Origin of the sequence: Sphingomonas sp. GC_Shp_3 (assembly GCF_026540945.1) — a bacterium.
In the GTDB taxonomy this organism is placed as follows: Bacteria; Pseudomonadota; Alphaproteobacteria; order Sphingomonadales; family Sphingomonadaceae; genus Sphingomonas.
The window spans coordinates 39,914-66,405 of sequence record NZ_JALNUT010000010.1 but is presented as its reverse complement, the minus strand read 5'-3'; the positions used below and the strand labels follow the sequence as shown (position 1 = coordinate 66,405).

Here is a 26,492-nt window from a genome sequence, read left to right as displayed (position 1 = left end):
CTCATTCCAATCAGAAATAACGATCGGTCATTTCAGAATGTCGATAACCGCCTCACGTTCATCGACCAGTTCGGCAATCGTGCGATCGAGCATCGTTCGCTGGAATGGATCGAGGATCAGTCCTTCGATACGCGCATACCCACCGCTTTTGCAGTGCACCGGCACGCCGCACACCAGCCCTTGCGGGATACCGTAGGAGCCATCTGACACCACGCCCATCGACACCCAATTGTCGCCTGCGCCGTGCACCCAGTCGCGTAGATGATCGATCGCCGCATTTGCGGCCGATGCGGCCGAGGACGCACCCCGTGCTTCGATGATCGCGGTTCCGCGCTGCGCAACGGTGGGGATCAGGGTCTCGCGGTACCAGGCCTCGTTTCCGATACGGTCGGCAAGCTTTTGGCCATCGAGTTCGGCATTCCCCCAGTCGGCAAACATCGTCGGCGAATGGTTTCCCCAGACGACGAGCTTTGTAATCGCATCGACACCGACACCCGCTTTGGCCGCAAGCTGTCCCTGCGCGCGATTGTGATCGAGGCGGATCATCGACGTGATGTTTTCGGCAGGGAAACCCGGCGCGCTTTGCGCAAGGATCCAGGCATTTGTGTTGGCGGGATTGCCGACGACCAGGATCTTGGCGTCGCGTTTGGCCACTGCGTCCAGCGCTGCGCCCTGCGTCTTGAAGATCGCTGCGTTGGCAGCGAGCAAATCACGGCGCTCCATGCCCTTCGAGCGGGGACGAGACCCGACCAGCATGGCCGCATCGATGTCCTTGAAAGCCACCATCGGATCATCAGTAATGATCACATCTGCCAGCAGCGGAAACGCGCAATCCTCCAGTTCCATGACCACGCCGCGTACTGCGTCCAGCGCCTGCGGCACGTCGAGCAGTTGAAGGATAACGGGCTGGTCCGGTCCGAACACGTCACCCTGCGCGACCCGGAAGAGCAGCGAATAGCAAATTTGTCCTGCGGCACCGCTGATCGCGATCCTGACGGGGGGCTTGGTCATTTTGGAAAGGGCTTTCGTTGGAAGATTACAGACGGTGTGAGACCGATTAACGCGCCGCCAGGGCAAGCGCCGCATCGCGCCCGGATGGCACCAGATTGGCGAGACCTTTTCCTGATCTTACGGCACCAGGAACGTAGATCAGGCTTTGCGCATCCGTACTGATCGGGATCGTCGACACGGTGGTGTACGTCAGCGTGTCGATCCCAGCGACCTTGTTGGTTCCGGCCAGGCTGGCATAGATCCTCGTACCATCGCCCGACGGCCAAACCGCACTCGGAGCCGCTTGTAGCGGGACGGTTGCCACAGCCTCCAGGCTGTCGGTTCTATAGACCTTGATTGCAGGTTGATCGCCGCCAACGCTGACATAGGCAAAGGAATCGTCTGCGCGCTGGGCGAAGTTGACCGCGCCCGTTGCTGGACCAGTGTTTATCACTTCGCGTACCGCAAACGGCGGTTTGGCAGCAAAGACCGTGGTCGTGCCGCTCTCGCGGCGTGTTGCCCAGATCTGTTTGCCATCTGGCGAGACCGCGATTGCTCCCGCACCTGCACCGTTGCTGGCAACGTGTCCGACGACGCGCCGATGCTCGACGTCGACAACCAGGATGGACGGCCTTTCAGTAAGCGATACAAAGGCATAGCGTCCGTTTGGCGACAGGATGGTCGCGCCCGCTCCGCCACTTGCTGGTACGCGGGTGATCTCCCGCGCGGTCTTAGGATCCACGACCGCGATGGCATGTTCATCGCCGAGCGAAACCCAGAGTTCGTGCCCATTGGGCGTAAACGCGACGGCGGTAGGCGACGTCTGGAACACGGTCCGGCCTCGTTCCGTGTTCGTGGCCAGATCTACGAGCGTCACACTGTGCTGCGCTAATGCCGATACCGCCAGGGTCCGCCCGTCACGCGTTGCAGCCAGGTGCTGGACTTTGGGGCTGGAAAAGCTGGGCTCAGCTATCGCGCTTTTGGCGAGGTCGATCCGTCCCAGTTCGTTGCCCGCTGCAGGATCGATGACAACGATCTTCGTCGATGTAGGGTCAGACACATAGATCCGGTCATGATGGCTGAGGTCGATATCAGCCTTCGACCACGGTGCCTGAACCGCCTTGATATCGTAGGGAAAGTCGTCCGCCGCAGGTGCAGCCCAATAGGCCTGAGCGATCGCCGGGACTGGCGCTACGGAGGCCAACATCGCGGCAACCAAAACGATCGCAGCTTTCATCGTTTGATCCTTATCACGGACCCGGCGGGTGATCGTGCCGGTCCGATGCCGCTAGATCGACCGATATGTCCCTCGCGTCCAACGCATGGTCGCGATGATTTCAATACGAAAACGCGATTATAGATCGCCGACCGTTCCTGTTAAATGATTGGAATGACCGTGGTTATGCGTTGGACCGACCGCCCCGCCGCAATCATCTATCCTGTCACGCTCGGCATTCATCGAGACGCGCGGAGACTTCCTCATGGCAACACAGCCGATCTACGATCTCGCTACCGAGACACTCGTTGCTCCTAAGCCTGTGCGTCGACATCTCGCAATCGTGCCGGATGTAGGCAATTATGACGAGCTGGAAAGAACGGCTCCAGGCATCGCATCGCGCGGCGTCCATCCTGCCACGTTGGGCTTGCTCGTCGGCGTGTATGCAGCAATGTTGCTGACTTTCTGGACCTTCTTCGCACGTGATGCAGCTACGGCGCTCGTCCTGACGGTCGTGTCGGTCTTCATGATCCTGTATTTCGGTCTGATTGCTGGCGGCATCGTACTCAGCGATACTCCCGCCCCCGGCGAACCCCTCCGTTCGTTCTCGGAGTTCATCAAGGGCCCGGTCGATATCCTGACGGGCACGATCACAGGGCGCGAAGCGGCTATACAGATGCTCTTTCTCCCGGCCTGCATGGCCGTGCTAGCAACGATTATCGGCATCATCGCTCGCGTGTCGTAAACAGGAAAACTAGGGACAGGACGATGAGATCACGCATGACCTTGCTGATGGCGATAGGCTTGTCCGTATCGACCGCTGCTATCGCGCAAACGGACGGCTTCGCGTCCGCGATGGATGCGGCGATGACGCGGATGCACGGCGCGATGATGAGCGGCTATTCAAACGATCCCGATCGCGACTTCGCAAGGATGATGATCCCGCATCATCAAGGCGCGATCGACATGGCTGAGATCGAGCTGCGTTACGGCAAGGACGAACGCCTGCGCCGGCTTGCGCAAGGGATCATCGTCGAACAGCGTCAGGAAATCGCGGTGATGCAGGGCATCCTATCCGAAGGCGGCGCGTTGCCACGTCACACCGAACCGACCGCGACTGGTCACCCCCATCACGGAGACCGTCCATGAAGCGTTTCACCCTAACCGCCTGCGCCGCCTTGTGCTTTTCAGGCCCTGCGTTTGCCCAGCAAGCGCCTAATGCGACCCCCGACATCCCTGTCAGCGCGCAGGACCGGTTCTACACGTCGGACCAGTTCTCCAACACCGTGTCGGTGATCGACCCATCAACCAACACGCTGCTCGGCGTCATCAAGCTCGGCGACCAGACCCCCGCCAACCTCAGCCCGCTCTACAAGGGGCAGCTGCTTGTCCACGGCATGGGCTTCTCGCCCGATCGTAAGACGCTGGCGGCGATCTCGATCGGTTCGAACTCGGTGACGTTCATCGATACCGCGACCAATGCCGTGAAGCACACGACCTATGTCGGGCGCTCGCCGCATGAGGCGTTTTTCCGCCCCGACGGTCGCGAAGTCTGGGTCGCGGTGCGCGGCGAGGATTATATCCAGGTGCTCGACGGCAAGACCTTCGCGCCGACCACGCGCATCCCCGTCCCCAACGGCCCCGGCATGACGATTTTCTCGCCGAACGGAAAATACGGTTACGTCTGTTCGAGCTTCACACCCGAGACCGTGGTGATCGACACCGCCTCGAAGAAGATCGTCGGTCGCGTCAAGCAGGCGAGCCCGTTCTGCCCCGACATCGCCGCGACGCCCGACGGCAAGCAGGTCTGGTTGACGCTGAAAGACGTCGGCAAGGTCATGGTGTTCGATGCCAAGCCACCGTTCGCGATCCTGAAGACGTTCGACACCGGCGCGATCACCAACCACGTCAACATCGCCCGCACTAAGACCGGCCAGTTCGCCTATGTGACGGTCGGCACCGAGAACGTCGTCAAGGTATTCCGCACCACCGACTTCGTGCAGGTCGCAAGCATTCCGGTCGGCGCGCTGCCGCACGGCTTGTGGCCGTCGGGCGACGGCACGCGGATGTATGTCGGGCTGGAGAACGCCGACGCTGTTGCGGCGATCGACACCGCCAGCAACACCGTCATCGCGACGATTCCGATCGGTCAGGGGCCGCAAGGCGTGGCCTATGTTCCCGGCGCGGTGCCGGTAGGCGAAGGCCGTGCAAACCTGATACCGCTCGCACAGGCCGGCATGAAGATCCAGCTGACCCTCGCCGGGACTGGCCGCAGCCAGGTCACGCTGTTCGATCAAGGCCAAGTCCAGATCCTGCAGGCGGCGGTTGCGGGCCTCAGCCCAAAGATGCCCTATGTCCTTGGGCTATCCTCCCGCGCTGATGGTGGCGGCGTGATCCAGCCTCTGGCAAAGTTCATGACCAATCCGGAGGGCGGCGCGATCGTCAACACGCTCGGACCGCTCCGCCAGATCGTCAGCGACGCGAAGGGCGACATGCGCCGGTACCTCGTCATTGCGTCAGGCGACGCGATGATGCCGGGCGCTGTCGTTCAGGTGCAGAAATGAGGGTTCAGGTGAACCCTGCGATCTCCTGTCCGTATCCAGTATCTTGGTCATGACGCCGGTATAGGTTGCCGCAGCGTCTTGAGACTGTCGGAAAACACATGATAGGCGACGCAGAGCACCGCAAATTCTGGAGAATTGCGGCGTGGGGCGGTGGCGCACGTGCTCTAGGTTCGCACTATTGCGCGAGATACCCTGTCGGATGGAGAAAGTGCGCGACAACCTCGGAGGCGGGGTTTTTCGTTAGGGGAGCCGCGGCTGTTATTTTGGCGTGAGATCGAAGCCCCGCGGAGTCGCTACCGTGCAGGCTGGCGCGATGCCGAGCAAATCTCGGAAGCCCCGCGAATGGCCGATTCATCCGAAACCCGACATTCCCGGCCGATTGCCCGAACGACTGCTTCGTCCCATTTGACGCCATTGGGGACAAATCGCTCGTTCCCAAAAACGATTCCCGCTAGCGAATCGCCGAAAAGGCATTCTCATTAATTACGCAGCTTTGCGTCGCACCATGAGGACGCCTTCGAAGAGTTTGGCGACACGCTCGTTTGGCGGAACGGCCAAAGCCGCGCTGATCGCGGCCTGATTCAATCCCCGCCGACCCATTGCACGAGCGCCGTTGGTAGCAGCAGGTTCTGAGGGTGTCGCGGCGCTTCGCATCGACGAGGCGTCGTCGGCGGGAGCCTGCGTGGCCTCGATCACCCGAAGGCTGTTAGCAGCGACGGCGGGGTCGACGCGGATCTGGGGCATCTCCGGGGCGGGTATTTTGGTCCGCGCCGAGAGCTTCTTCTCGGCATAGTAACGGACCTTCTTTCCATAGGTCGCGTACATGCCTCGCCGGAAAACGATCAGATCGTCCTCCGGCAGCAACTCAACTTCCTGAGGGAGCATCAGCGGCCGGCGCTGATCGGAGTCCGAGGTGGAGCCGCCGCCGCCGCCCCACGTTCCCATCGAGCGCGACCGCGCCTTGAACGTGTAGCTGCCGAGCTGGTCCGAAATCTTCTTCGCCTCGGCCAAACCGGCCGGACGAAGAACAAGCCGCACCGCGCAGTTTCGCTCGATGTCGGCCGCCACCTTGTCCCCATAAACGCCCTGGATCTGTTCGAGCGACTGGAACGCCGGCAGCATCCGCAGCCCGTAGCCGGCGACATAGCTGAAGGCGTTCGCGAGCACGGTGCATTTGCCGAGGCTCGCGAACTCGTCCAGGGCGAGCAGCACCTTGATCTGATGCTTGTCGCCCTTCGGCAGCTCGCGGACGTTGCGGTCGATGAGTTGCTGGAAGAGCAGGCCGTAGATGGGCGCAACCCGCTCTAGGTCGTCCGGCGACACGCCGAGATAGAGCGAGATCCGCTTGTCCCGAAAGTCACTGAGATCGAAATCGCTCTCTGAGGTCGCCGCATCGACATATGGGTTCAGCCAGCCGTTGATCTTGGACGTAACCGACTGGCGCAATCCGGAAAATGTGTTCGCCGACGAGCCGGTATAATCCTTGATCGCCGATACGCACCCTTCCGACAGGGGCTTCCCGGCCTTCTTACGATCGGCGATGATCTTCGGGAAACGCCGCTGGGCATCGCTGGCCGCGAACTGGCGGTACACCTCGCCGAGCGTGAAGGGGAGGGCGTCCTCCCCATCGTCGACGGTTGCCGCGATATATGCGGTGATGCCGAGAAAAGCGGTTCGCGCGCCCTCGGCCCAGAACTTCTCGCCCGTGAGCGGATCGGGATAGAGCATTGCCGCGATCTTCTGAAGCTCGTTGATGACCTCCACCGGATCATGCCGGTTGATGTAGCTCAGCGGGTTCCACCGCACGGTGCGACCCGTGGGATCGAGCGGGTTGAAGAGCAGCACCTGCTGCCCGAGCACCTTCAGCCGATACCCCGCGGTGTTGTCGTAATTCTCCTGCTTGATGTCGAGCACCACGAGAGAATCGAGCCAGTCGAGCAAGTTCGGGATGATGACGCCCACCCCCTTGCCGGCGCGCGTCGGGGCTTCCAGCATCACATGCTCGGGTCCGCCAAAGCGCATCACCTTCCCGCCGAACTTGCCCAGCACGATGCCGGCCGAGGCGAGCATCTTGCCGTTGCGAACCTCGCCGACTCGCGCGAAGCGCGCCTCGCCGTGGAGCTTCTGCCGTTTGAACAGCGTGGAGAGGATGGTGATGACCGTCAGAACGAGGCCGATCCCGAAGCCGATCAGGAACGGCTGATAGACGATCGGATAGCCCTTCAACGCCCACAGCGCGGCCGGCACCTTAATCCAGGGCGTATGCGCGTTGAGGAGGTGGGCACGCCACAGGACGGCGAGGGCGCCGATCGTGGCGCTCAGCGCCAGGCCGATGATGCCAAGGAACGCGATCGCGCCCGGCTGCGACCCTTCGTCGCTTCGCACCCATTTTCCGTTCATGCCGGCACCCCCTTCAGTCGGTCGGCTTGCTCGCCGGATCGAACCATACTTCGGTCATGCGATAGCGCGCCGGCTGGCCCTCGCCGGGTGGCAGGCGGTGCATCTGCACGACGATATCGACCAGCGAGCGCAGCAGCGCCCGGATGTCGTGGCGGTCGAGATCGTTGCCGCCTTCCGATTCCTTCACCAGCAGCGTCAGCTGCTCGAGCGCGCCCTCGGCCGTATTGGCGTGGACCGTGGTGATCGAACCGGGATGACCGCTGTTGACGTTGCGCAGGTAGAAGAAGGCGGTGCCGTCCCGCAGTTCCTGCAGAAGGATGCGATCGGGCCGCATCCGCAGCGCCGATTCCAGCAACTCCTTGGCGCCCGCCTTCTGGAGGCTCTTCCCATCCTTGGCGTACATCATGTGGACGTGGTTGCGCTGGGGTACGACGAGCTCGCGCGTGTCCTCGATCGTCAGGATCCGCTCATAGTCCGGGATCAGCTTGATGAGACCCTTAGAGAAGCTCGTCTTGCCGGAGCCCGTCGCGCCGGAAATGAGGATGTTCTTGCGGGCTTCGACCGCCAGCTTGAAGAAGGCGCGCCAATCGCCCGCCTCGCGCAGTCGCAGCAGATCGGGGTCAACCTCCTCGTACAGGCCGTGCGCGCGCACCTCGCTGAACAGGCCGGCACGCTCGAAATCGTCGATGTTCATCGTCACGCCGGACGCTTTGCGGATCGTGATCGAGATGAAGCCTTGCTCGACCGCCGGGGGAACGACGACCTGTGCGCGCTCGCCGCCCGGCAGGACCGAGGAGCATATCGGATATTCGGAGTTGATGTCCTGCTTGGTCAGCCCCGCGATCAGCTTCGCCAGCGTCATGAGGGCCGCATTGTCGAGTGCGGGCTCCTCATGCCATTCCCAGCCACCACGCGTCTCGAGGCCGATCATCCCTGGCTCGTTGATGACCAGCTCGGTCACATCGTCGCGCAGAAGGTGCCGTCGGATCGGCTCGGCATTATGCTCGTAGATCAGCGACGTCGGACTGGATGCCACGGCCTTAACGCCTCAATCCCACATCATAGACTGAGCGGAAATCGAAGTCCTTGGCGACGAAGATCGCCGCGGTGTCGCCCTGGTTCTTCTTCAAGATCGGTTTGATGTTCATAGTTTGCTGAAGGACGGTCTGCCCGGTTTGTCCGGGAACTTGCGTGGTGTTGCTCCCCTCATTGGCGACCGCCCGACCGGCGATTTGCGAGGCATCCTCCAGCACCGAGATGACGAGCCCAACGCCGAAACGTGCCCAGAACTGGGTATCGACGCCGCCTGGCAACCCGGCCCGACCAAGGCTATCCGCTGCCGGCGACCCGAGGTCGATCGCTACGCCGCGCGGCGTCAGGGCGCGCGTCCACAGTACGAACAGGCGCGCTTGCCCCTGCGTGATGCCGCCGGAATATTGCCCGAGGACCTTGGTCCCCTTGTCGAGCAGGACGATGCGACCGTTCTCGGAATAGACATCGTGGTTGATGACGCAGGACACGAACCCGGCCTGCGTCGAGTTGATCGCCGTTTGGAGCGTGCAGGGGATGACCGTGCCCGCACTCAGCAGAAGGTTACGGTCCGCGACCATCGTTGCCCGGACCGTCTGGATCGCGGCATGGCCGAGCTGATCGTTGAAGTCGGTCGAACCCTTGCCCGCTTCGGCCGGATTGTCTTCGCCCGGCGCTCCGAAACCACTGGCACCGAGACCCCGCCGCGCGACGGTGGATTGTCCAGCGCCGCGCGTCCGGTCCTCGAGGTCCGTACTCTGTTGAGCGTCCGCACCGGGCGCGGAGGCGGGAAGAGCGGTCGAGGCCAGCCCGGTGTTGCCAAAGGCCATGATCGGCGATCGCCGGGCCGCATCGGCCATGGCGCGCGCCTGCTCTGCACGTCGCTGCTCCGGAGATTGCTGTCCGTTCGCCGTGGCGGAGGCTGTCCCGCCCGTTGTCGGCACCGGATTGCCGTTGGCATCGGCGACCTGCGTCCCCGCCGCTGCGGCGATCGGCCGCCCGAAGATGTCGGTCTGCGCCGCGCCGGGCTGGCCGAGTTGACCCGCGAGCGCCGCTCGCTGGGCGTTTGGCGATCCCATCACGTCGTCCACGGCACGGTCACTGGCCTTCGCGGGCTGCGCGGCAGCCGCGGTACTGGCCGATTGGTGAAACGCACCATAGCCTATCACGATGCCGCTTAGGGCGCCGAGCAATCCGATCCCCGCACCGATGAAGGCGAGGTTGCCCCACCCGCCGCTACGCGCGACCGGGTTATCGACCTCGCTTGGAGCAACGGTGTCGGCAGCGACATCGCCCCCGCGGTCAATCACGGTCCCGACCATGTTACTGCCCCTTCACTTTGCGTTCGACGACATTGGAGACGGTGCCCGTTCGATCGCCGCGATCGTTGCGCAGCGGCGCCTCGTTGTAGATGCACAGCACCGTCGCCCCGCGCCGGAGGCGCAACTGACGGTAGACCGCATGGATCACGACGAAATCCTCGCGAACATCGTAGGGGACGATCGTCTCGGTCCCGTCGACGTCGACCGCGAAGATCGAGGGAATGTCGGCGTGGCCCGGATAGCGCAGCACGGTGAACTCGCCGTTGTCGGAGACCTCGGTGGGTTGCAGCGCGACGTCGCCCTGCACGGTATAACTCATATTCCGGGTGCCCTCGATCACGGCATGGTCGAGCGCGGCGATGGTGATGGTCGTCTCGATCGCCTTGGCGGCCTGGACCTGGGCAAGCTGCACCTGCAACGCCGCCATCGCCCGTTCCTCGCGCGGATAGCGGAATCGTACGCCGTACATCGTGGCGCCCGTCCCTAGTGCGAGGTTGAAATGATAGGTGCGCGACACGCCGCCCGCGTTGGTGACGACGATCAGGTTGGTTCCTCCAGCCCTCTCGCGGGGTTTGAGAAAGACGATGTTTCCAACGGGCGCGATCTGCCAGGAGACGGTATCGCCCAAGGCGGCCTGCGTGACCGTTTCGCCGGGCCCGAACTGGATCTCGATCGCGTGCCGGAAACTGCCGACGATCGTCACCACCTGATCTGGATCGTAGTTGACGTTGCGAACGCGAGCGTCCTTGGCCCCAGGGACGGGGGTCTCCGACGCGAACGCAGGCTGTGGCGCGAGCGTGACTGCCGCGGCACCCAGAACCGAGAACGCGACGAGGCGGAGCCACACCGCCCCGACCCCGCGCCAGAAGCTGTTCCTGGCGCCATCCTCCGTCAGCACCAACGCCGTCGTCGGCGGTGACAGGCGCAGACCCAGCTCTTTGCGGAGCGCGGGCATGAAGGGGACGGCAACACGGTCGCCATTGTCCGACGTATTTGGCTGATCGCTCATGTCACGCCTCCGGGTCAGAACGATAATTCACGACCTGGAAGCCGAGCGGATTGATATTCCGATCCTTCTCATGCTCCGGCGCCGTCGTGTATCTGAAGGTCATGATCGCGTTCCAATTCTGCGCGATCGGCGTGTTCTGCCCGAAGGTGATGATCTTCGTGAAGCGGACCTGCGCCACGGTAGGACTGAGGAAACTGATCGTTCTTATCGAGATCGAGACGAAGCCCTTGTCGCCATAGATGTTGGACGGAGCGTTCTTGTTGTTGGCCTGAACGCTGTTGAGGTAACGAGCGCTCTCGGCGGAATCGCTGGTAAGCATGACCGTATAGGCGTTCTCGCGCGCGGCATCGTTGAGCCAGCCTTCGCGCAACCGCACATATTGCGAGATGAAGTAGCGGTTGACCGCATCCTCATAGGTGCGCGGCTGCGGCCCCTTGAGCGCGGTCACGACCTGCGTCTCGCCCGAGCTCTTGTCGACCCTGATGACATAGGGCTCGACGGTCTTCAGCGGGCTGAGCATCGCGACTGCCGCAACTGACGCCACAGCGAGCGTGCACGCAGCCGCCGCAACGCCCCAGGCGAGCCGCTTGGACTGGATCGCCGCACGCATACGGTCATATTCCCACGTCCTCGATGTCTCGTAGTATTTCTCTTTATCTTCGGCCTTCACCGCGCCCATGGCGTCGATCCCTTCAGCAGGAGGAGTAGGTCGGCGCGACGTCCTGCGCGGACGTGCGTGGCGCCGATCGCGGGATATTCATGGCCCCAGGTCCGATTGGGGCGGCAGGCGGACCTCCGGCACCGGGCGTAGGGGGCGGTGCGGGCTCGCGTGATGGAGGAACCACCATCGACTGCCCTGCGCCCTGCTGTGACGCCGGCAGTGGCACCGGCAAGCTTGGCAGGATCGACCCGTAGAGGTTGGCGGGACGCCGGTGTTTGCCGTCGCACACCGAGACGGGCTTGATATGGGTCCCGGTGCAGCCGCCAAGCACAAGCGTGCCGATCGCCACGATGGTCAGCCTTTTCATACCGTCTCCGTTCGTAAGGTCCCGCGCCTGCGGTGTTCCGTGTTTCATGGTTCTGGACTGGCAGCCGGCCTAATTGGACCGAGATGCCGAGCCGCCCGTGCCGCTTCCTCCTGCGGGGGGACGGTTCGCCTGCGTCGCGCGCCGGAACATGAGCCGGTTGGTCAACATGTTCGCCCCGGTCTGCAGGAAGCCATGGCCGCCAGATGACGCACCCCCCGAGATACCCGCAGCGATGGCCGGCGATTGAAAGAAGAAGATCGTGCCGACGATGTAGATCGCCGCGCAGGCGATCGTCGCGACGAGCATCACGGCAGCTTTCAGAACGATGTAGCCGTTCTGCGCCATGACGAAGGACGAGCCGTCTTCGGGGATCGATCCCATGATGCCGTCCATGGCGGCTTCCTGGAGGCCGGTGATGAACTTGGTCATGATTGCCATGACGACCATCAGCAGGATGAAATTGACGGTCTGCTTCAGCCACCCGTCGAACAGCCAGCGGGAGGAGTTGAAAAGCAGACACGCCAGCGCGAGCGGCGCGAGCGCGACGCAGATCGCAACGGACAGCTTGGCAAAAATGACGATGCAAAAGCCGATCGACGCCGACATAAACGCGAAGATGTAGAGGACGGCGACACACAGATAGGTGATCAGGGTGGCGCTGAGCTGGATCACGGGTGTGCGAAAGTCTGTGATGCCCTTCTGCTCTTGCGATTGAACTTTCAGGTTCGCGTTGACCAACTTTTCCGAGAGCTTGCCGGTATCGGCGACATAGGTATCGAAGGTGGTGCCCGGGTTGGTGACGGGCGTGCCCGATCCAGCCGCGATGATCTCGCTTGGCAAGTTGGTGACCACGTTCACCACGAACGCCGAATAGCCAACCGCGCTGGCAGCGGCGAGGGCGAACCCGACCTTACCAGCCTGGAATACCAGCTCGCGAAGTGGAGCCTGGATAGCCCCTCGTAGCACGGCAAAGCCGAGCAGCAGGAAGTAGATGATCGCCGCCAGGGCCAAAGGCGCTGCAACGAAATCGACGAGCCCCGCCCCGAAGCTCGCAACCGAGGTCGCTATGGCGGTCTCCACATACGAATACATCGTCGTGAACAGCGTCATTATGTTGGGTGGGCCGGCAGCCATTACGTGAGGTTCCGATCTTCGGCGAACAAGGCAGCGGGTAGATCTACTTCTTGCGGATCGTGTTCTGTTTGAAGAAGTCGGCCTCTTCGTTACCCGCCTTGGTCTGGGCGACCGAGATGGTCGCGTCTCCGGTCGTCGCGCACATCTTCGCCTTCTGATCCGCAGGGAGATGGCTGTACTCCCCGGCATCGCACTTCGCCTGCCACTCCGTGAGAAGTTGCGGACTGGCGATCAGCTCCTTGGCGGTAGGCACCACGACGTTCTGCTGGCATCCGCAGACAACGAGCAAAGAGCAGACGGATAGTATCTTGCGCATGATCACTTCCTGATCGTGTTGGCACTGAAGAATGCTGCTTCGTCGCGACCAGCCGCCACTTGCGCCGCGCTGATCTGCATGTTCGCCTGACCCGCCTGCGCCATCTGGATCGCCTGCATCTTGAGCATATCGTTCTGAAGCTGCGCCTGCTCGACCGAGATACGGGCTTGCAGGTCCATCACGTCCTTGGGATCCTTGGCGCTCGACAGTTGCTCGCGGAGCTGGTCGAGGCCCTGCATCCGGGTCTGGGCGATGCTGAGCGTATTCTCGCCCAGCGCGGCCGTGGCGGCCGATGAGCTGGTCGCATCCTTGAGCGCCTGGGTGTAGGCTAGGTCTGCGTCGGAGGACGACGTTGCCGGCAGCGCGTAACGAGACTGGATGCTCGATGCGAGCGAACCGAGCGATCCGATCTTCGACAGGTCGCCACCGAGCAACGTCGAGGCGTCGATCGTCGTGTTGGGCAGGATGTTGCGCACCTGCGCGTTGAGCAATTGCGGGGCGAGCGCGTTGACGTTGGTCAGCTTCTGAAGCGAGCTGAGCGTTGTCGTCGCTGTCTGGATCTGCTGCTCGCCCTGCTGGATCATTTTGATCGTGTTCTGGACCTGGGCGAGCGCTTGCACATAGGTCGAGGTGTCGAACACAGGGATGCCCTGTGCAGCGGCCGGCGACGTAAACGCGACGATCGCGACCGGCGCGGCTGCAACCATGATGATGCGCTTGAGCGACATGTCAGCTTCTCCTTTGGTTGGCATAGAAATGCGGCAGCCACGCCGCAGGATCGTTGCCCGCCAGGGCAATGGCCTCCTCCATGGCGACGAGGGTTTCCTCGCGGCCAGAAAGCACTTTCAGCTCATTGGGCATCCCGCCGAGATCGAGCTTTGCAACGATCGAGGTATGCCCTTGCTTGACCAGAAAGGTCCGGCTCTCCGGCGTCAGATCCTCACGGATCAGCCGGTACTCCGCGTCCGTCAGGCCGAGCCCGTCGCAATAATCCGATCGCTTGGCGTCCGAGTTTGGAAGCAAGATCTTGGTCGCGGTCTGCTCGATGATCGAGTGCGCGATCGGCGAGCGCAGCGCATCGGCCGGGGACTGCGTGCCAAATACCATGAAGGCGTTGCGCTTACGGAAGGTCTTGAGACCGTCCTGCGCGAACGCCCGAAAGGCTTCGTCCTGAAGCGCCTTCCAGAACTCGTCTACGTCGACCACGACACGCTGCCCGTCCAGCAGCTCGTCGACGCGGTGGAAGAGGTACAACATCGTGGGAGTGCGGATCTCCGGGTTCTCCAGGAAGTCCGTCATGTCGAAGCCGATGAACCGCGCCGACATCGACACCTCGTCCTGCGGACCATCGAAAGCCCAGCCGAGCGGGCCGCCCAGACACCAGCGCTCCAGCCGCGCACCAATGCCCTCCGCATCGGCGTAGCCCAGCATTTCGCGCAACGCGCTGAACGAGCGCGACGGCGCCGGCAGCCGCATCACCGCCTCGATACCCTCGTCGATCAGTCGCTCTTCGGCGACGCTGAGAGGGCGGTTTTCCCGGCGTACCAGAACACGGATAAACTGCCGCAGAAACGCGATGTCGTGCGGAGACGGGGTGAGGCCCTTCAACGGCGCGAAGCCGGTGGGCTCGCCGTCGCGCAGCGCCAAATAGGTGCCGCCACAAGCGCGCACGAAGATCTCGGCACCGCGGTCCTTGTCGAAAAACACCTGTTTCGCGCCGGTCTTTTCGAGCTGCGCTTGCAGGAAGTTCTGCAGCACCGTCTTGCCGCCACCGGTTGGCCCGATGATGAGCGTGTGGCCGATGTCGGCACGGTGAAAATTGAACCAGAAGGACGAGCCCGCGCGCGTCTTGAGCAGCGTTACCGCCTCGCCCCAGTGGTTCCCCGACTTGCGGCCGGCCGGGAAGGTGTAGAACGGGCTCAGGCCTGCAAAATTGCGTGTGTTGATGACCGCGGGGCGCGCGCGCATCCTGAAATTGCCGGGAAGCTGCGCCCAGAAGGCGGCTTCCAGCGCGACGTCCTCGCGCGCCATCACCATGCCCGTATCGGCCGCTGCCGATCGGGCTATCGACAAGCGTTCCAGCAGCCGCTTCGGGTTCTCGTCGATGACCGCGATCGAGAGGTGATGCTCGCCCATGGCGAAGCGGTTCGCCATGAGATCGTCGACGCCGTCGAGCAGTTCCTCCGCCTGGCTGACGCCGGCATCGTCCGAGGAGACCATTTGCTTGTATTTTTTCGTGAACCGCTCGCTCGCGACCGACTTCACCAACGGCGCGAAACTCTGGGTCAGCACGAACGGGAAGTCGAGCGTGAGCAGGCTGTTGAACTGACCGGTCCGCGTGCTGGCGACATACTCGCGCACACCGAACATGCCGAGATAATGCGACGTGTGCGGCAGCCGGATCTCGGCCGCCTCGCGACCGAACACCACGCGTGAGGCATACAGGGCTTGGCCCAGCCTGCCGTCGAGCAGCGGCACGCGGATGCGGTCGCCGGTCAGGATGAAGTGCAGCACCTCCATCGGTCGTGAAAAAAGGACGCCGTTGTGCTCATACAGCGAGAGCGGCTCTGGCGCGACATCGGCGAGCAGCGTTTCGAAGTCGCGGCACTTGTCCGCCATGATAGTGAGCGCGCGATGGTCAATCTCGGCGTTGGCTTTTCGCCTGGAGAAAAGCCGCGTCACTTGCTCGCCGGCCATGCTCGACGGCCGGACGATGATCGTGACGTAGAACTCGTTGTGGTAGAGGACTTTCTCCTTCAGCGTGTCGGCGTATTTCTCCTGCAAGGTTCGCGCGAAGTCGGAGTGGAAGTCGCCACCGAGAACAGGGTCGGTCGCTGTCCGCACGAGATGGGTCCACAGCGCGACGCGATCGTCACCGATCGAGCGCCACGCGATGTTGAGCTTGTTATGCCAGGTGTTGAGGTCGCCGATGTCGCTGGTCTCGAACGGCCGCCCATCGACGCGGTACATGCGCATGAGCGAGCCGTCTTCGAGGGCAACCAGCGTGTCGTCGACGTGCCGCGTGTAAGGAATGAACTTGATGTCATCCGTCTCGCGAACCGCGATCTTCTTATGCCTCAGCCTGGTATCAGTCATTGCCGAAATGCTTCCGCTTCACGCCTTTGGCGAGGCGGACGGGTGAGTAGCTCCCGCCGCCCCAGAACTTGCGGTTCTTGGATAGGAAGCCGGTCTGGAACCACAGGCCCCACAGCCGGAACGCGTTGAAGTCGTAGTGACAGATCATGCGTGCCGGGAAGTAGAGCGCTCCGAACAAGGCCAGGGGGTAAAACGGATTATGGAAAACCCCCCAGATCACCATGCAGACCATGATGATCGGCAGGATCGCCTCGAGCGGCAATCCCATGAACACCGATGGTCTGGTCAGGGCGAGGAACACCTTATCCTCGGCGAGCCTATCCGCGTCAGCCACCCGAGCTGCTCATCCAGCCGACGATCGTCGTGGCCGAAAAAATGATACCGATGCCAATCAGCACCGTGACCGCTTTTCCCCAGTCCATCCGACCGGTCAGCTTGGCATAGCCGACCGCCATGACGGCGATGACGCCGACCACGGACGCAACGGTAGTCATCCATGCCTTGATAGTGTTGAGACCACCTTCGATCGCGGTTCCATCGGCAAAGGCCGGCTGGGCGATCGAAATGAGGGCGAGCGCACCGACAAAGCCGATGACCTGCCGCGCGCGGGCGTCGGACAACATCCGGCCCATGCCTTGAGTGAACTTCATACGGGTCTCCATGGCTTGGGGTTTACCTCTCGAGATCGTGGGTGGGGCGGATCGGCTCGACCTGCCGCACAGGCGTCGGCTCGCGGACCGAAACATCCAGGCCGCGCCGCAGCACGTCCGAGATCATGTGGCGGCTCTCCAAGCTCGCGGACGTCATCCGTTCCGCGTCGCCATCGAACGCCGCACCAAGGTGCTGATCCATCGCCGCCTGCGCCTGCAGCGCGCCCGCGAGGCGCGGCTCGGCGGCGATACTCTCCGCCCCGCCATGAAGGAACAGTTCGGCCAGTTCGTCATTTTCGTGACGTCGCTCAGGCGCGGCCTGATGAAGGCGCTCCTCCCGAACGATATGGGGTTCCTGTTCGGTCTGTCGCTCGGGCGCAGCCGTCGCTTCGCCGGCTAGGCGGTCTTCGGGCGTGGCGGCGAGCGCGCCGCCGAGCGGCACGTTCGCACCGGCTTCGCGGGCGACTTCGTGCCGGTTGAGCCCAGAGCGGACGATGTAGATCGCATCGGCGACCTCGCCGTCCCACGCGCCGTCGCGAGCCATCTGGCGCAGACCGTCGGGTTCATAACCGGACCTTGAGAAGGCGCTGACCAGCGTCGGGCTTTCCAAGGCCCGCTCCAGCGCCCCGTTCAGCGCATCCCTGTTCAGATCGATACGTTCGGCCTGAACCTCCCTCCGCAAGGGGTCCATGTCCTCGCTGACGGCCGCGTAGAGCGCCTTGCGATCCTGCGTGTGGACGCTCACCGTCAACAGGAGGCGCTTGTCTGCGTCGGACAATTCGGTGCTGCTTCCGCTTGGCAACGGCTGAGGCGCGCCGTTCCTCTCCGCGTCGGCCGACGGCGCGACTACTGTCGCCTCCGTCGCCCCGACAGCCGCCGTCGGAGCGACGGGTTCGACAGTCGGCGCCGGCTTCTCCGCCACCTCACGGTCGCGTCGTGCAGCATCGGCGCGACGCAGCTCTTCCATTCGCGCCTGTTCGTCGAAGCTCGGCTCATAGCCGCGCACGGTCAGGCCTTCGCGCGACGCTGCCGTCCACACGGCCTGACGAAACTCAGGCGAACCTTCGACGTCGATTCCTGCCCAGCCATTGTGCTTGGCGATCGTGACCAGGGCCGAGACGGTCTCGGGATCCTCGTTTCGAGCAATGATGCGATCGCCGGCAATCTCGATCGACGGGTTCTCACGATCTGTCGGCAGGAACATGCCGACGCGGCGCTCGCTGCCGTCGGACGGCTCGATGATCCGTACCTGATACCGTGTCGCCAGCTCAGGCGGAATCTGGAAAGCCGCCTGTCCGGCTTGCGTCTCCGCGTCGAGGCCGCCCCGTGCAACGCTGTTATCCGCGCTCATTTGAAGACCTGAACCGCGCTGGAATCGATCTGCCCCACCACCCAGCTAGCTTCGGCGATCCCTTGCTTTGCCGAGGCGGGCGTGGCGGTCGGCGCCGACGCCGAGCCTGGGATGGGCGGGGGTGTCTGGATCGTCCCCATGCCGCTCGCGGCCGACCAGACGCGACCGACATAACCATTGTGGAAACCGCGCGTCAGCGTGCCGGTGTTGTAGAGCGAATAGGTCGCGGAGATCGCGTCCAGCCCCGTATAATGCTGGATCGCGAGGCCATATCCCGCCCGAAGGATCGAGGATGCGAGCCGCAGGTTCGTACAGGGGTCGAAGGCCTGTTCGACGGTAACGCCCAACCGCGCTAAATTGGCGGAGTTCACCTGCGCCAGCCCGACATCAACCGTATAGCCGGCCGCCATGTACCGGCGCACCAGCGCGGCACCGTCGGCGATCGACGCGGCGCGGACACGCGGCCCCTTGTTAATATTGATCGCCAGATCGTCGCCGCCGCTTTCGGTCACGACGAGGGGAACAACCGCCTCGGTCGCGATCTCAGGCGCGCATTGCTGCGCAAGCATCGTGATCGCGGCGATGGCGTGGATCATTGCTGCGTCACCGTCTGGTAGCGGGTGTCGAGCGCGTACCGCGACGTTCCGCCATCGGCCTGCGTCACGGTCAGGTCGTAGCCGTGCTTGGCCTTTTTCATTTTGACGCCGACCCCGGTGCAGGTCGGGAACGAGCTGCCGATAGCGAGGGCGTTCCAGAGTTTCGTGATCGGCGGGACGCACTCGACATATTTCGTCGGCGAGCCGGGTGTCGCGAGGCAGAGGACCACCTGACACCCCCAGTCCGACGCGTAGGCGGGTTGTGGGGCCGCGACCGCCACGACGCCGGCCACGCAAAGCGAGATGGCGCCAGTAGTGCCGCCCAGCTTGGTCATCAGGTATCGGATCATGAGCCACCTCCATGAGCTGCGCGCCACTCTTCGGTTGCGAACACGTCCCACTGCGCCGGTGCATTGGCAGCAAGGGCGAGGGCCGAGGCCCGCGCGGTCGGTGCGGGGGCCGCCTCAACTCCGGCGGGCGTCGGGGGGGACGGCGCGTCGCCCTGTGCGACGGTGATGATCCAGTCCTCGTCGGCTTCGATCGGTCGGGTCCGGTCGATGACCTGCCCGGGTCGTGCGAACGCGACATGCCAGTGGTTCGCGTGACCGCGATCCCCCGGCCCGAGCAGTTCGATGATCCGGATACCGCTCTGTGTCATGAGGGCCCGGATCTGCTCGCGGTCGATCGCGTGGACGCCGCCTGCGGGAACGAAATCGACTGCCTGGCCGAACTTGTGCCAGCTATACCGCGCGCCGTAGCTGGCGTTCATTGGGCGGATCGTATCGGTGATCCGCGAGCCAAAGGCGCGACGAACGAGGGCTGCGACGTTCGACGCCGAGAGCGCGCCCACGGAGCCGATAGAAGACCGGTCGTCGTCGATATGCGAGAGCGCGCAGGCATCAAAAACCGTTGCCAGCGTGATACCGTAAGTCGCAAAATCTCGGCCGCGGATCGCCAGCGGCCCCGCCTCGAAGTCCGCGCCCGACGCGATCAGATCACGCACCGTCGCCTCTGCGTCCGCTGCGTTGCCCGGCTGCCGAGCGAGGACCGCACCCGAACGAACGGAGATTGCGAGCGACGCGGGAGATGGCGTTCCGGCCCCGGCTAGCCCGGCGGCACAGAGTTGAATTGCCTTCGCTACGATACTCGCCGGAAGCACACCAATGCACCATTGCTGAATTGAACCCAAGCTGATGTCAGCGACTAGAGGACATCGACATCAGAAGGCTAAACCTGAAGCATAAGGCAAACAACAGCACATCTGGAGCGATCCATTCGCGATTATGGAGTGATACGGCGTAATCTATTGCGACTAGAGGTACGGTATTGCACCATGGCCATAGGAGACGTGTTTCAAACGACTTTAGGCAATTGTCAGCTAGGCCGGAACCTAGCTGATTCAGTTGTCGAGAGGTTTCGAGTTGACTGGGACGACGGTGGATATACGGGCCATTCGCTCTTGAAGCTGCAAGCTATATCGGGCGGGTTGGCGCTCCTGATCGCCATCGGCTTCTGGTATCGGCCGTTCGACGACAAGCGGGCTGGGAGGCGCGGTGAGGTTTCGGCCTGCAGCGTCGCCGCGACCCATGACTTCTGCGATGCCGTTGCCGGCCTATCGACGGCGCTCCGCAATCCCTTCTTGCGGGTGGACCGAACCGGCATCCTGCCGCCCCGCGATACGCCAGGGGCCGTCGATCCCTCTATCACTCAGGCGAACATCGGCACGACGATCTGCCGACCCGGCTATGCACGATCGGTCCGCCCCGCCTTCGCGGTTACCGCGCCCGTCAAACGGCGATTGATGGACGCGCAGCATCCAGGCGAGTCCTTCGCCGATTACGAACTCGACCATCTGATCCCGATCTCGCTTGGCGGTGCGCCGCTCGACCTGCGTGATCTATGGCTCCAGCCCCGGCGCGGCCAGGCGAACGCGGCCGACAAGAATGCCTTGGCCTATGTCTTATGGCGATTGGTTTGCGAGCGCCGCGTGCCACTTCGGACGGCGCAGCAGGCCACCCGGCGCGACTGGACGAAGGCCTACGACACATACGCGACGCAAGAGAATTTGGCGCGCTACCACTTTGCGCACCGCCAAGAGGAGCGCGACTAGGCTCGCACAGGCCCGCCGGATCCGACCCCAACATCAACGAAGGAGGAAATCATGCCACAGAATATTGCCGAGTTCCGGATCATCGGTCGCATCGGCAAAATCACGGCGCGCGAGAAGGTCACCTATGTGAGCGTCGCCGCCAATTATAACCGCCGCGACGGCGACGACTGGAAGACCGACACGCTGTGGAACAGCGTCGTGTGCTTCTCCAATGTCGGACCCCAAGTCGAAGCAGCCGGGAAGGGTGATCTGGTGCATGTCACCGGCCGGGTCCGCGAGAGCAACCACGGCAAAGGCAACGAGGTTTCCTACCGTACCGAGCTGATCGTCGACTCGTTCTCGGTCCTGACCAAGTCCGAAGCCGAGCCCGGCTGATGAGACGCGGGAGCGGCCTGCGGCACGGCTCTAGCTCCGCTTCGCTCCGCCCGAGCCCGAAGGTCTCGGCCCGGTCGGGTGACGATCCTCGCTTGGGTCGTTGCCAGGGGAAGAAAGTTGATCCAGCGCTGCTCAGTCGACACGGGCGAGCCACTTTCTCGGGTAGCGCAGTTTCTCCTTTCGTTCTGGTGCTGGATGACTCAGAATCGCTGAATGCCGATCCGTCCCGAACATCGCTGGCTCTATCCGATCGACTGGCCGGAGATCAGCAATATCGTGCGATTCACGCGCGCCGGCGGCAGGTGCGAACATTGCCAGCGACCGCATGGCCGTCATGTCGCGCAGCTTATCGGCGCAAACGGGGTCTGGTGGGACGCCGAGATCAACGTCTGGCGCGACGGTCGCGGTCGCCAGCTCCGCCATGCGCCCGAGTTCGTACCGCTCGAGGCGATCCGCATGACGCGCAAGCCCGTCTATCTGGCGACCGCGCACCTCAATCACGATCCGACCTTCAGCGGACCGCGCTGGCGCAACCTCGCTGCCTTATGCCAGCGCTGCCACATGATCCACGACGGGCCAGAGCATCGCCGGCGGCGCTGGTGGAACGCCTTCCGCAGGCGTGCGCTCGGCGATCTTTTCTCCGGACGCTACAGCTAAGCGGGATAGGAATGTCGAGCACGCGCGCTGTGCTGCGTCTTCGTGCTTTCGAGCATTTATCAATCGGCGCTGCGGCGTTGCCGGCACTGCACCGCGCACCTTGGCCGACCATGCCTCCACGAACCCGAAGCGGATAGCCGCCGTCCGTCTCTCCTCCGTCACAGAGGGGAGGATGCCGTTGGTCTCGGTTGCGTTTTGCGGAGGCCAGAGTGACCGAAATTTATCAGACCCACAGGACGTTCCCGATGGCGAGATTACCGCTCGATGCCGAGATCCGGGCCAGGAATATCGTCGAACAGCTCGGGGGCGTCTGGCGCGGCACCCGCGGTGAATGTCGCTGCCCGGCGCATGACGACGGCTCGCCCAGCCTTTCTGTGCGGCTCGGCGATACCGCGATTCTCTTTCACTGCTTCGCCGGCTGCACGACGCTGGAGGTATTGAAGGCGCTGCAACGCCGGAAACTGCATGACCGTACCGCCGTGGCGATCCCGACAGGGAAGCCCAAGCGCGATATGGGCGCTTTGGCGTTGCGCCTCTGGAATGCCAGCCTGCCGATCGCTGGCACGCTCGCCGAGGACTATCTCGTCGCCCGTGGTCTGAGCGCCCCGTTTCCCAAGGCTCTGCGCTTCAACCCGGCCACGATCCTCGGCTCCGGTGTCGACAAACGAATCATGCCCGCGATGATCGCGGCGGTCGAAAACGACCTCGGTCTGGTCGCCGTCCAGCGGACGTTCCTCGATCCGGCCGATGTGCTGCACAAACCCATTCCCAAACCGAAGGTCGCGCTGGGGCTGCTCGGCACCGCTGCCATCCGGCTTGCTCCCGCAACCGAGGAGCTCGGCCTCGCCGAGGGGATCGAAGATGCGCGATCGGCAATGGAATGGTTCGGCACGCCGACTTGGGCCTTGGGTGGCGTGGAACGGCTCGCCTTTGTGGCGATCCCGGAGAAGGTTCGCCGCGTGATCGTCTACGGCGACCGGGGTAGAGCCGCCGATCGCCTATTGGAAAAGGCGCGCGAACACCTCGGCGCGAACGGTCGCGAAGTGGTCAGCCGCGTGCCCGAGTACCACGACGACTGGAACGATGCGTGGCGCGCGCACCTACGGGAGAGCGCCAGCTCATCCAGTGCTCCGATCTTGCCACCAGCCGCCGACGATCAGAAGCGCTAGGGCCATTCTGCGCGAACGGCGGCTCGAATTTCTTTCTCAATCGGGTGGACGATGGCAAACGATCGTCAACGCAACAACGGGCGCACACCTTAAGGAACTGAGTGATGGTTAGCTTTGAGGTCAACGCTCGCGCGGTCGTGTTGATCTACACACCTGATTTTACCACCCCGAGATGGGTCCGCGATCAGCTTCAGACCTCAGGCGAGGTCACGGTCAGCCGCGGCTTCACCTTTACGGCTGATGACTTGCTTGATGGGCCCTTGGGAACCGACGATGATCCTGAGCCCGCGCCGCCGTTTCGCTTTCGCTTCGCCGCGCACCGCGATGGATATTTCCAAATTCCCGGGCGCGTGTTCGAGATCGAGAACGATGTGCTGATCGACGAAAGTGTGTGGCTCGAGCGGAAGCTGTTCGTCGCCGAGCGCAACGTCGGAATCTTTCGCCGGATTGCGAAAGTGAAAGCCGACAACGGGCCTATCGTCATTGGCGGAGCCCGCGACGATGCGATTCCGTCAGCAAGCTTCTATGAGCTTCTCCGCACGTTTCCCAACACCACGGAACTTGACCATTATGCGAGCGCACGCGTCGAGCTGATCCTTGGCGAGTTCTTCGACAGTATGCGCAGCGCCCGCGAAACCTACGAGGCCTACCTCAGCAGGAGGCGCTCGGTGATCAGCGATCGCGCCCTTCCGCAAGCCGAACTCATCCAAGCGGAGATAGACAAGTACGTCTATTTGCGCGACCTGATCACGACGTGGCTCCAAACCGCGACAGACTATTCGGAGCACGACTGGCAAAGGATGATCATTAAAATCATCCTGCTAGTGCTTCCGAAATACGTGGCGGTTCTCGAGAACGTCAAGATAGCCGATTTCTACAGCAAACCCGGCGAGCGGCGTGACCGTTACATCGACCTGTGTTTGGTCGACGCGGCTGGCACTATCGACGTGATCGAGATTAAAAAGCCGTTCGACAACGCATTGGTCGGTCGGTCACTCTACCGGGGCAACAGCATCCCCACGCGCGAGCTTTCAGGCAGCATTATGCAGGCAGAAAAGTACCTCTTTCACCTGTCGAAATGGGGTGCCCCGGGTGAGCGTGAGTTGACTGAGCGCTACCGCACCGTCCTGCCAGGCTCGATGACGCTCCGCGTCACCAACCCCAAGGCAATGATCATCATGGGGCGCGACCGAGGACCGGACGGAAGCCCCGCTTTGACCAGCCAGCAGATGTTCGACCTCGAAGTCATAAAGCGCAAATACGCGAACATGATGGATATCCTCACCTACGACGATCTGCTGCGACGGTTGAACAACATCATTGCGTCGTTGACTGAGCGGCGGGAGGAACCTGTGGCCAGCAGCTAGCCGCTTGAGGGGTGGCCTGGGTCATGGCTATGCTGCTCGTATGAAAAGTATTATTCTGAGCGTGCTTGCAGTCGGGTGGCCGGTCGTCGCATCCTGGCTCGTGCTGAAGCTATTTCCCGGCGTTCTGACTAAATTCATTACTAAAGAAGTCGATCGTCGAAGCGACGCAAAGCTTGAACGGCTCAAGGCTGACCTGCAGGGCGCTTACTCGACGCTCAAAAACTCGGTCGACGTCATCACAGCGACGAATGCGGGCATGCACCCGCACATCGTAGCGTCGGTCACGGGATTATGGGCGCATATGCTCCTGATCCGCGATAGATTCGGCACTTCCGTCGGCTTCGATAGCACCTTCACGGCTGAAGAGGCGGGCCTCGCCTTCCGCGGAACGGACCACCCGAATCTGCTTGAATATGTCCGCGCCTTTGAGTGCGATATGTTTGCTAATCCCTTGTTCACGGAGCTCAATGGCAATGAAATGGACCGGCATCGTCTCTTCTCGGGAGATCGCCTCTGGTTGATCTTCCACATCTTTCGTGCCGTTCACTTGCGCTACGGCTATCTATTGACCCAGTCGTTCGAACGCCGTGATTTTGTAGACTGGCGCAAGGACAATGGTATCGGCCAACTGCTTGGCAGCGTGCTTAGCAAGTCGGATGTCTCATCGGTCAGGGCGATGGACCTTGGAGGTCTTGTGGCTGCGACTTCACGCCTGGAAGCAGATTTCCTGCACGAAGCGACGCGCGTCATGTCCGGGTCCAAGGCGATGGCGGACAGTCTGAGCGACATGCATTCGATCCTGCTCCTGCAGAATGCGAAGATAGGGAAGGGCACCTAACGCAAGCCTTGGCCAGACGGTGTCGCGACGGCTTGATCAAAGTAGATCGCCGCACCATTCAGGACTTGCGCCTCGGCGGCGATCCTGTTTTTTTCACAGAAAACCAGGGTTGGAATTTCGATGCCGCTCCCAGAGACATTGCGCGAACCCTTGGCCGCAGCGCGCTCGATGATCGGACGGGCACACGCATTCGATGCCGGTCTTCTGACCGGCAACGCGAACGCAATGCTGACGAATGCGCAGGCGTTCGTTGCTCGGGATGCAACGATTAGCGAGACCTTCGATGCGGCGCGGCGGCAGATCGGTGCCATGGCAGACGCGCGGGCGCTGGACGACGCGCGGACATTCGCGCTGCAGGCAATCGACGCTCTTGAACACAGCCTGCTGCGGGCCCGGCCTAATGACCATGCAAGAGCGCTCGGCATGGATTGGTTCTGAGGCGATCATATGGGCAATCTGTATATTTCACGCGGCGATGCCGAGGCGTTGAAGAGCATCGAGCTTCGAGAGCTTGAGCGGCTCGTAGACGAAACTGTGTGGCAATCGAGATCCGGAGACCTGCACTCGTTGCGCCTCGCCAGCTGCGGCCCGTTTGTGTCCCAGCGGCTCTACCGGCTGGACCAGGCGATCATCGTCCACAATAAAGCCAAGGCGGCAAAGAAGCGCGCGGAGACGGCACACGATGTCCGGCGCGCGGGCATGGAGCTCGTGTCCGCGGTGCGCGACATGAAGAGCCGACTGGAGGAAGAGGAGCGTGAGCAGCAGCTCCTTTGGATCGACGACGTGATCTGGACGCCCACGCGCTTCACTCCCAACCTGAGCGTTCGGATCAACTACCGCTGGCGTGCCACTGCGGAAGGCGACTGGACGCATGGTAGCATTACGTTCCTGCATGAAGTTGACCTGCGCCCTGACTACACCTCGTCGGCTCCGGCACGAAAACCCACTCGCGCAAAGCAGGACGATGAGTTGCAGGAGAAGCTTTATCGCGTTTGGGAACACCTTAGATCGTCGGCTCTACAATCGGTTCGGGAATATTTGAAGTCAGGACAGGATCGAACGCTGATCCCGGAAACATTTCAAGCGACCACCGACTCCTACTCGCGACACCTGAACAACTATAGCACGCAGTTTTGGCGAGGCACGACTGGACCAGCTTCTGTTTGAATTTGAAGGGGGCCTAGTGGCCGGACGATCGCGCGTGCCACCTTGTCATCGCCCGGCAGGGTGATAGATTAAGGTTCGGTCCCTCCCACCAGACCTGTCGCCGGGTCA

The 26,492-nt window shown here is 62.6% G+C and carries 29 protein-coding genes; 11 read left to right on the top strand and 18 right to left on the bottom strand.

The annotated features are described in order from the left end of the window. Positions 1–27: 27 nt before the first annotated feature. On the bottom strand, positions 28–1,011 hold the full coding sequence (locus OXR00_RS16290; protein ID WP_346732010.1) for a malate dehydrogenase: 984 nt from the start codon (positions 1,009–1,011) through the stop codon (positions 28–30). Positions 1,012–1,057: 46 nt separating this feature from the next. Then, positions 1,058–2,227 (bottom strand): hypothetical protein, encoded by a 1,170-nt coding sequence (locus OXR00_RS16285; RefSeq protein WP_051583499.1) that lies wholly within the window; start codon positions 2,225–2,227, stop codon positions 1,058–1,060. A 244-nt stretch (positions 2,228–2,471) separates the two neighbouring features. Here OXR00_RS16285 and OXR00_RS16280 point away from each other — a divergent pair, with 244 nt between their 5' ends. Genes OXR00_RS16280 through OXR00_RS16270 form a run of 3 tightly spaced genes read left to right on the top strand, consistent with a single transcriptional unit; the run spans position 2,472 to position 4,770 of the window. Further along, positions 2,472–2,951, top strand: coding sequence for a hypothetical protein (locus OXR00_RS16280; RefSeq protein WP_267389322.1), 480 nt, complete (start codon positions 2,472–2,474; stop codon positions 2,949–2,951). 35 nt (positions 2,952–2,986) lie between these two features. Continuing rightward, positions 2,987–3,355: a DUF305 domain-containing protein gene (locus tag OXR00_RS16275; protein ID WP_267389321.1), complete on the top strand. Its 369-nt coding sequence runs from the start codon at positions 2,987–2,989 to the stop codon at positions 3,353–3,355. After that, on the top strand, positions 3,352–4,770 hold the full coding sequence (locus tag OXR00_RS16270) for a beta-propeller fold lactonase family protein (RefSeq protein ID WP_267389320.1): 1,419 nt from the start codon (positions 3,352–3,354) through the stop codon (positions 4,768–4,770). Before OXR00_RS16275 ends, OXR00_RS16270 begins: the two co-directional genes overlap by 4 nt. A gap of 483 nt (positions 4,771–5,253) precedes the next feature. Here the strand turns inward: OXR00_RS16270 and OXR00_RS16265 are convergent, their stop codons facing one another. The 16 genes from OXR00_RS16265 to OXR00_RS16190 all read right to left on the bottom strand — a co-directional run bounded on the left by OXR00_RS16265 (position 5,254) and on the right by OXR00_RS16190 (position 19,704). Then, positions 5,254–7,170, bottom strand: coding sequence for a type IV secretory system conjugative DNA transfer family protein (locus tag OXR00_RS16265; RefSeq protein ID WP_267389319.1), 1,917 nt, complete (start codon positions 7,168–7,170; stop codon positions 5,254–5,256). A gap of 13 nt (positions 7,171–7,183) precedes the next feature. Next, positions 7,184–8,206 (bottom strand): P-type DNA transfer ATPase VirB11, encoded by a 1,023-nt coding sequence (gene virB11 / locus OXR00_RS16260; RefSeq protein WP_121905596.1) that lies wholly within the window; start codon positions 8,204–8,206, stop codon positions 7,184–7,186. 4 nt (positions 8,207–8,210) lie between these two features. Then, on the bottom strand, positions 8,211–9,521 hold the full coding sequence (gene virB10, locus OXR00_RS16255; protein ID WP_242153053.1) for a type IV secretion system protein VirB10: 1,311 nt from the start codon (positions 9,519–9,521) through the stop codon (positions 8,211–8,213). A 1-nt stretch (position 9,522) separates the two neighbouring features. Next, a complete protein-coding gene (locus OXR00_RS16250; RefSeq protein ID WP_267389318.1) occupies positions 9,523–10,530 on the bottom strand; it encodes a TrbG/VirB9 family P-type conjugative transfer protein in 1,008 nt (335 codons plus the stop codon). A 1-nt stretch (position 10,531) separates the two neighbouring features. Next, on the bottom strand, positions 10,532–11,209 hold the full coding sequence (locus OXR00_RS16245; protein WP_121905599.1) for a type IV secretion system protein: 678 nt from the start codon (positions 11,207–11,209) through the stop codon (positions 10,532–10,534). Between the two features lie 13 nt (positions 11,210–11,222). After that, positions 11,223–11,558: a hypothetical protein gene (locus OXR00_RS16240; protein WP_267389317.1), complete on the bottom strand. Its 336-nt coding sequence runs from the start codon at positions 11,556–11,558 to the stop codon at positions 11,223–11,225. Between the two features lie 69 nt (positions 11,559–11,627). Continuing rightward, positions 11,628–12,668 (bottom strand): type IV secretion system protein, encoded by a 1,041-nt coding sequence (locus tag OXR00_RS16235; RefSeq protein WP_267389316.1) that lies wholly within the window; start codon positions 12,666–12,668, stop codon positions 11,628–11,630. A 67-nt stretch (positions 12,669–12,735) separates the two neighbouring features. Then, positions 12,736–13,008 carry a hypothetical protein gene (locus OXR00_RS16230; protein ID WP_267389315.1) on the bottom strand — a complete coding sequence of 91 codons (273 nt, stop codon included), beginning with the start codon at positions 13,006–13,008 and terminating at the stop codon, positions 12,736–12,738. Between the two features lie 2 nt (positions 13,009–13,010). Further along, positions 13,011–13,736, bottom strand: a complete 726-nt coding sequence (locus OXR00_RS16225; RefSeq protein ID WP_267389314.1) for a type IV secretion system protein — start codon at positions 13,734–13,736, stop codon at positions 13,011–13,013. Position 13,737: 1 nt separating this feature from the next. After that, positions 13,738–16,104 carry a VirB4 family type IV secretion/conjugal transfer ATPase gene (locus tag OXR00_RS16220; RefSeq protein ID WP_267389313.1) on the bottom strand — a complete coding sequence of 789 codons (2,367 nt, stop codon included), beginning with the start codon at positions 16,102–16,104 and terminating at the stop codon, positions 13,738–13,740. After that, positions 16,097–16,438 carry a VirB3 family type IV secretion system protein gene (locus tag OXR00_RS16215; RefSeq protein WP_121905603.1) on the bottom strand — a complete coding sequence of 114 codons (342 nt, stop codon included), beginning with the start codon at positions 16,436–16,438 and terminating at the stop codon, positions 16,097–16,099. Before OXR00_RS16215 ends, OXR00_RS16220 begins: the two co-directional genes overlap by 8 nt. Then, positions 16,431–16,754, bottom strand: coding sequence for a TrbC/VirB2 family protein (locus OXR00_RS16210; RefSeq protein ID WP_121905604.1), 324 nt, complete (start codon positions 16,752–16,754; stop codon positions 16,431–16,433). The genes OXR00_RS16215 and OXR00_RS16210 overlap by 8 nt, the downstream gene beginning before the upstream one ends. Positions 16,755–16,776: 22 nt before the next feature. Beyond that, positions 16,777–18,105: an LPD7 domain-containing protein gene (locus tag OXR00_RS16205; protein WP_267389312.1), complete on the bottom strand. Its 1,329-nt coding sequence runs from the start codon at positions 18,103–18,105 to the stop codon at positions 16,777–16,779. Further along, positions 18,102–18,701 (bottom strand): lytic transglycosylase domain-containing protein, encoded by a 600-nt coding sequence (locus OXR00_RS16200; protein ID WP_242153038.1) that lies wholly within the window; start codon positions 18,699–18,701, stop codon positions 18,102–18,104. The genes OXR00_RS16205 and OXR00_RS16200 overlap by 4 nt, the downstream gene beginning before the upstream one ends. After that, positions 18,698–19,051 (bottom strand): hypothetical protein, encoded by a 354-nt coding sequence (locus OXR00_RS16195; protein ID WP_242153035.1) that lies wholly within the window; start codon positions 19,049–19,051, stop codon positions 18,698–18,700. The genes OXR00_RS16200 and OXR00_RS16195 overlap by 4 nt, the downstream gene beginning before the upstream one ends. Then, positions 19,048–19,704, bottom strand: a complete 657-nt coding sequence (locus OXR00_RS16190) for a muramidase (RefSeq protein WP_267389311.1) — start codon at positions 19,702–19,704, stop codon at positions 19,048–19,050. The genes OXR00_RS16195 and OXR00_RS16190 overlap by 4 nt, the downstream gene beginning before the upstream one ends. A 330-nt stretch (positions 19,705–20,034) precedes the next feature. Between OXR00_RS16190 and OXR00_RS16185 the strand changes: the two genes are divergently transcribed. The 8 genes from OXR00_RS16185 to OXR00_RS16150 all read left to right on the top strand — a co-directional run bounded on the left by OXR00_RS16185 (position 20,035) and on the right by OXR00_RS16150 (position 26,384). Then, positions 20,035–20,811 carry a hypothetical protein gene (locus OXR00_RS16185; RefSeq protein WP_267389310.1) on the top strand — a complete coding sequence of 259 codons (777 nt, stop codon included), beginning with the start codon at positions 20,035–20,037 and terminating at the stop codon, positions 20,809–20,811. 51 nt (positions 20,812–20,862) lie between these two features. After that, positions 20,863–21,186 carry a single-stranded DNA-binding protein gene (locus tag OXR00_RS16180; protein WP_267389309.1) on the top strand — a complete coding sequence of 108 codons (324 nt, stop codon included), beginning with the start codon at positions 20,863–20,865 and terminating at the stop codon, positions 21,184–21,186. A gap of 213 nt (positions 21,187–21,399) precedes the next feature. Beyond that, complete coding sequence (locus tag OXR00_RS16175; RefSeq protein ID WP_267389308.1) at positions 21,400–21,843, top strand: hypothetical protein; 444 nt, start codon at positions 21,400–21,402, stop codon at positions 21,841–21,843. A 245-nt stretch (positions 21,844–22,088) separates the two neighbouring features. Next, positions 22,089–23,012, top strand: coding sequence for a toprim domain-containing protein (locus OXR00_RS16170; protein WP_346732009.1), 924 nt, complete (start codon positions 22,089–22,091; stop codon positions 23,010–23,012). A 104-nt stretch (positions 23,013–23,116) separates the two neighbouring features. Further along, a complete protein-coding gene (locus tag OXR00_RS16165; protein WP_267389306.1) occupies positions 23,117–24,379 on the top strand; it encodes a Shedu immune nuclease family protein in 1,263 nt (420 codons plus the stop codon). Between the two features lie 40 nt (positions 24,380–24,419). Continuing rightward, positions 24,420–25,217: a hypothetical protein gene (locus tag OXR00_RS16160; protein WP_267389305.1), complete on the top strand. Its 798-nt coding sequence runs from the start codon at positions 24,420–24,422 to the stop codon at positions 25,215–25,217. Between the two features lie 150 nt (positions 25,218–25,367). Then, positions 25,368–25,655: a hypothetical protein gene (locus tag OXR00_RS16155; protein WP_183937173.1), complete on the top strand. Its 288-nt coding sequence runs from the start codon at positions 25,368–25,370 to the stop codon at positions 25,653–25,655. Between the two features lie 9 nt (positions 25,656–25,664). Next, positions 25,665–26,384 carry a hypothetical protein gene (locus tag OXR00_RS16150; protein ID WP_267389304.1) on the top strand — a complete coding sequence of 240 codons (720 nt, stop codon included), beginning with the start codon at positions 25,665–25,667 and terminating at the stop codon, positions 26,382–26,384. Positions 26,385–26,492 lie beyond the last annotated feature (108 nt).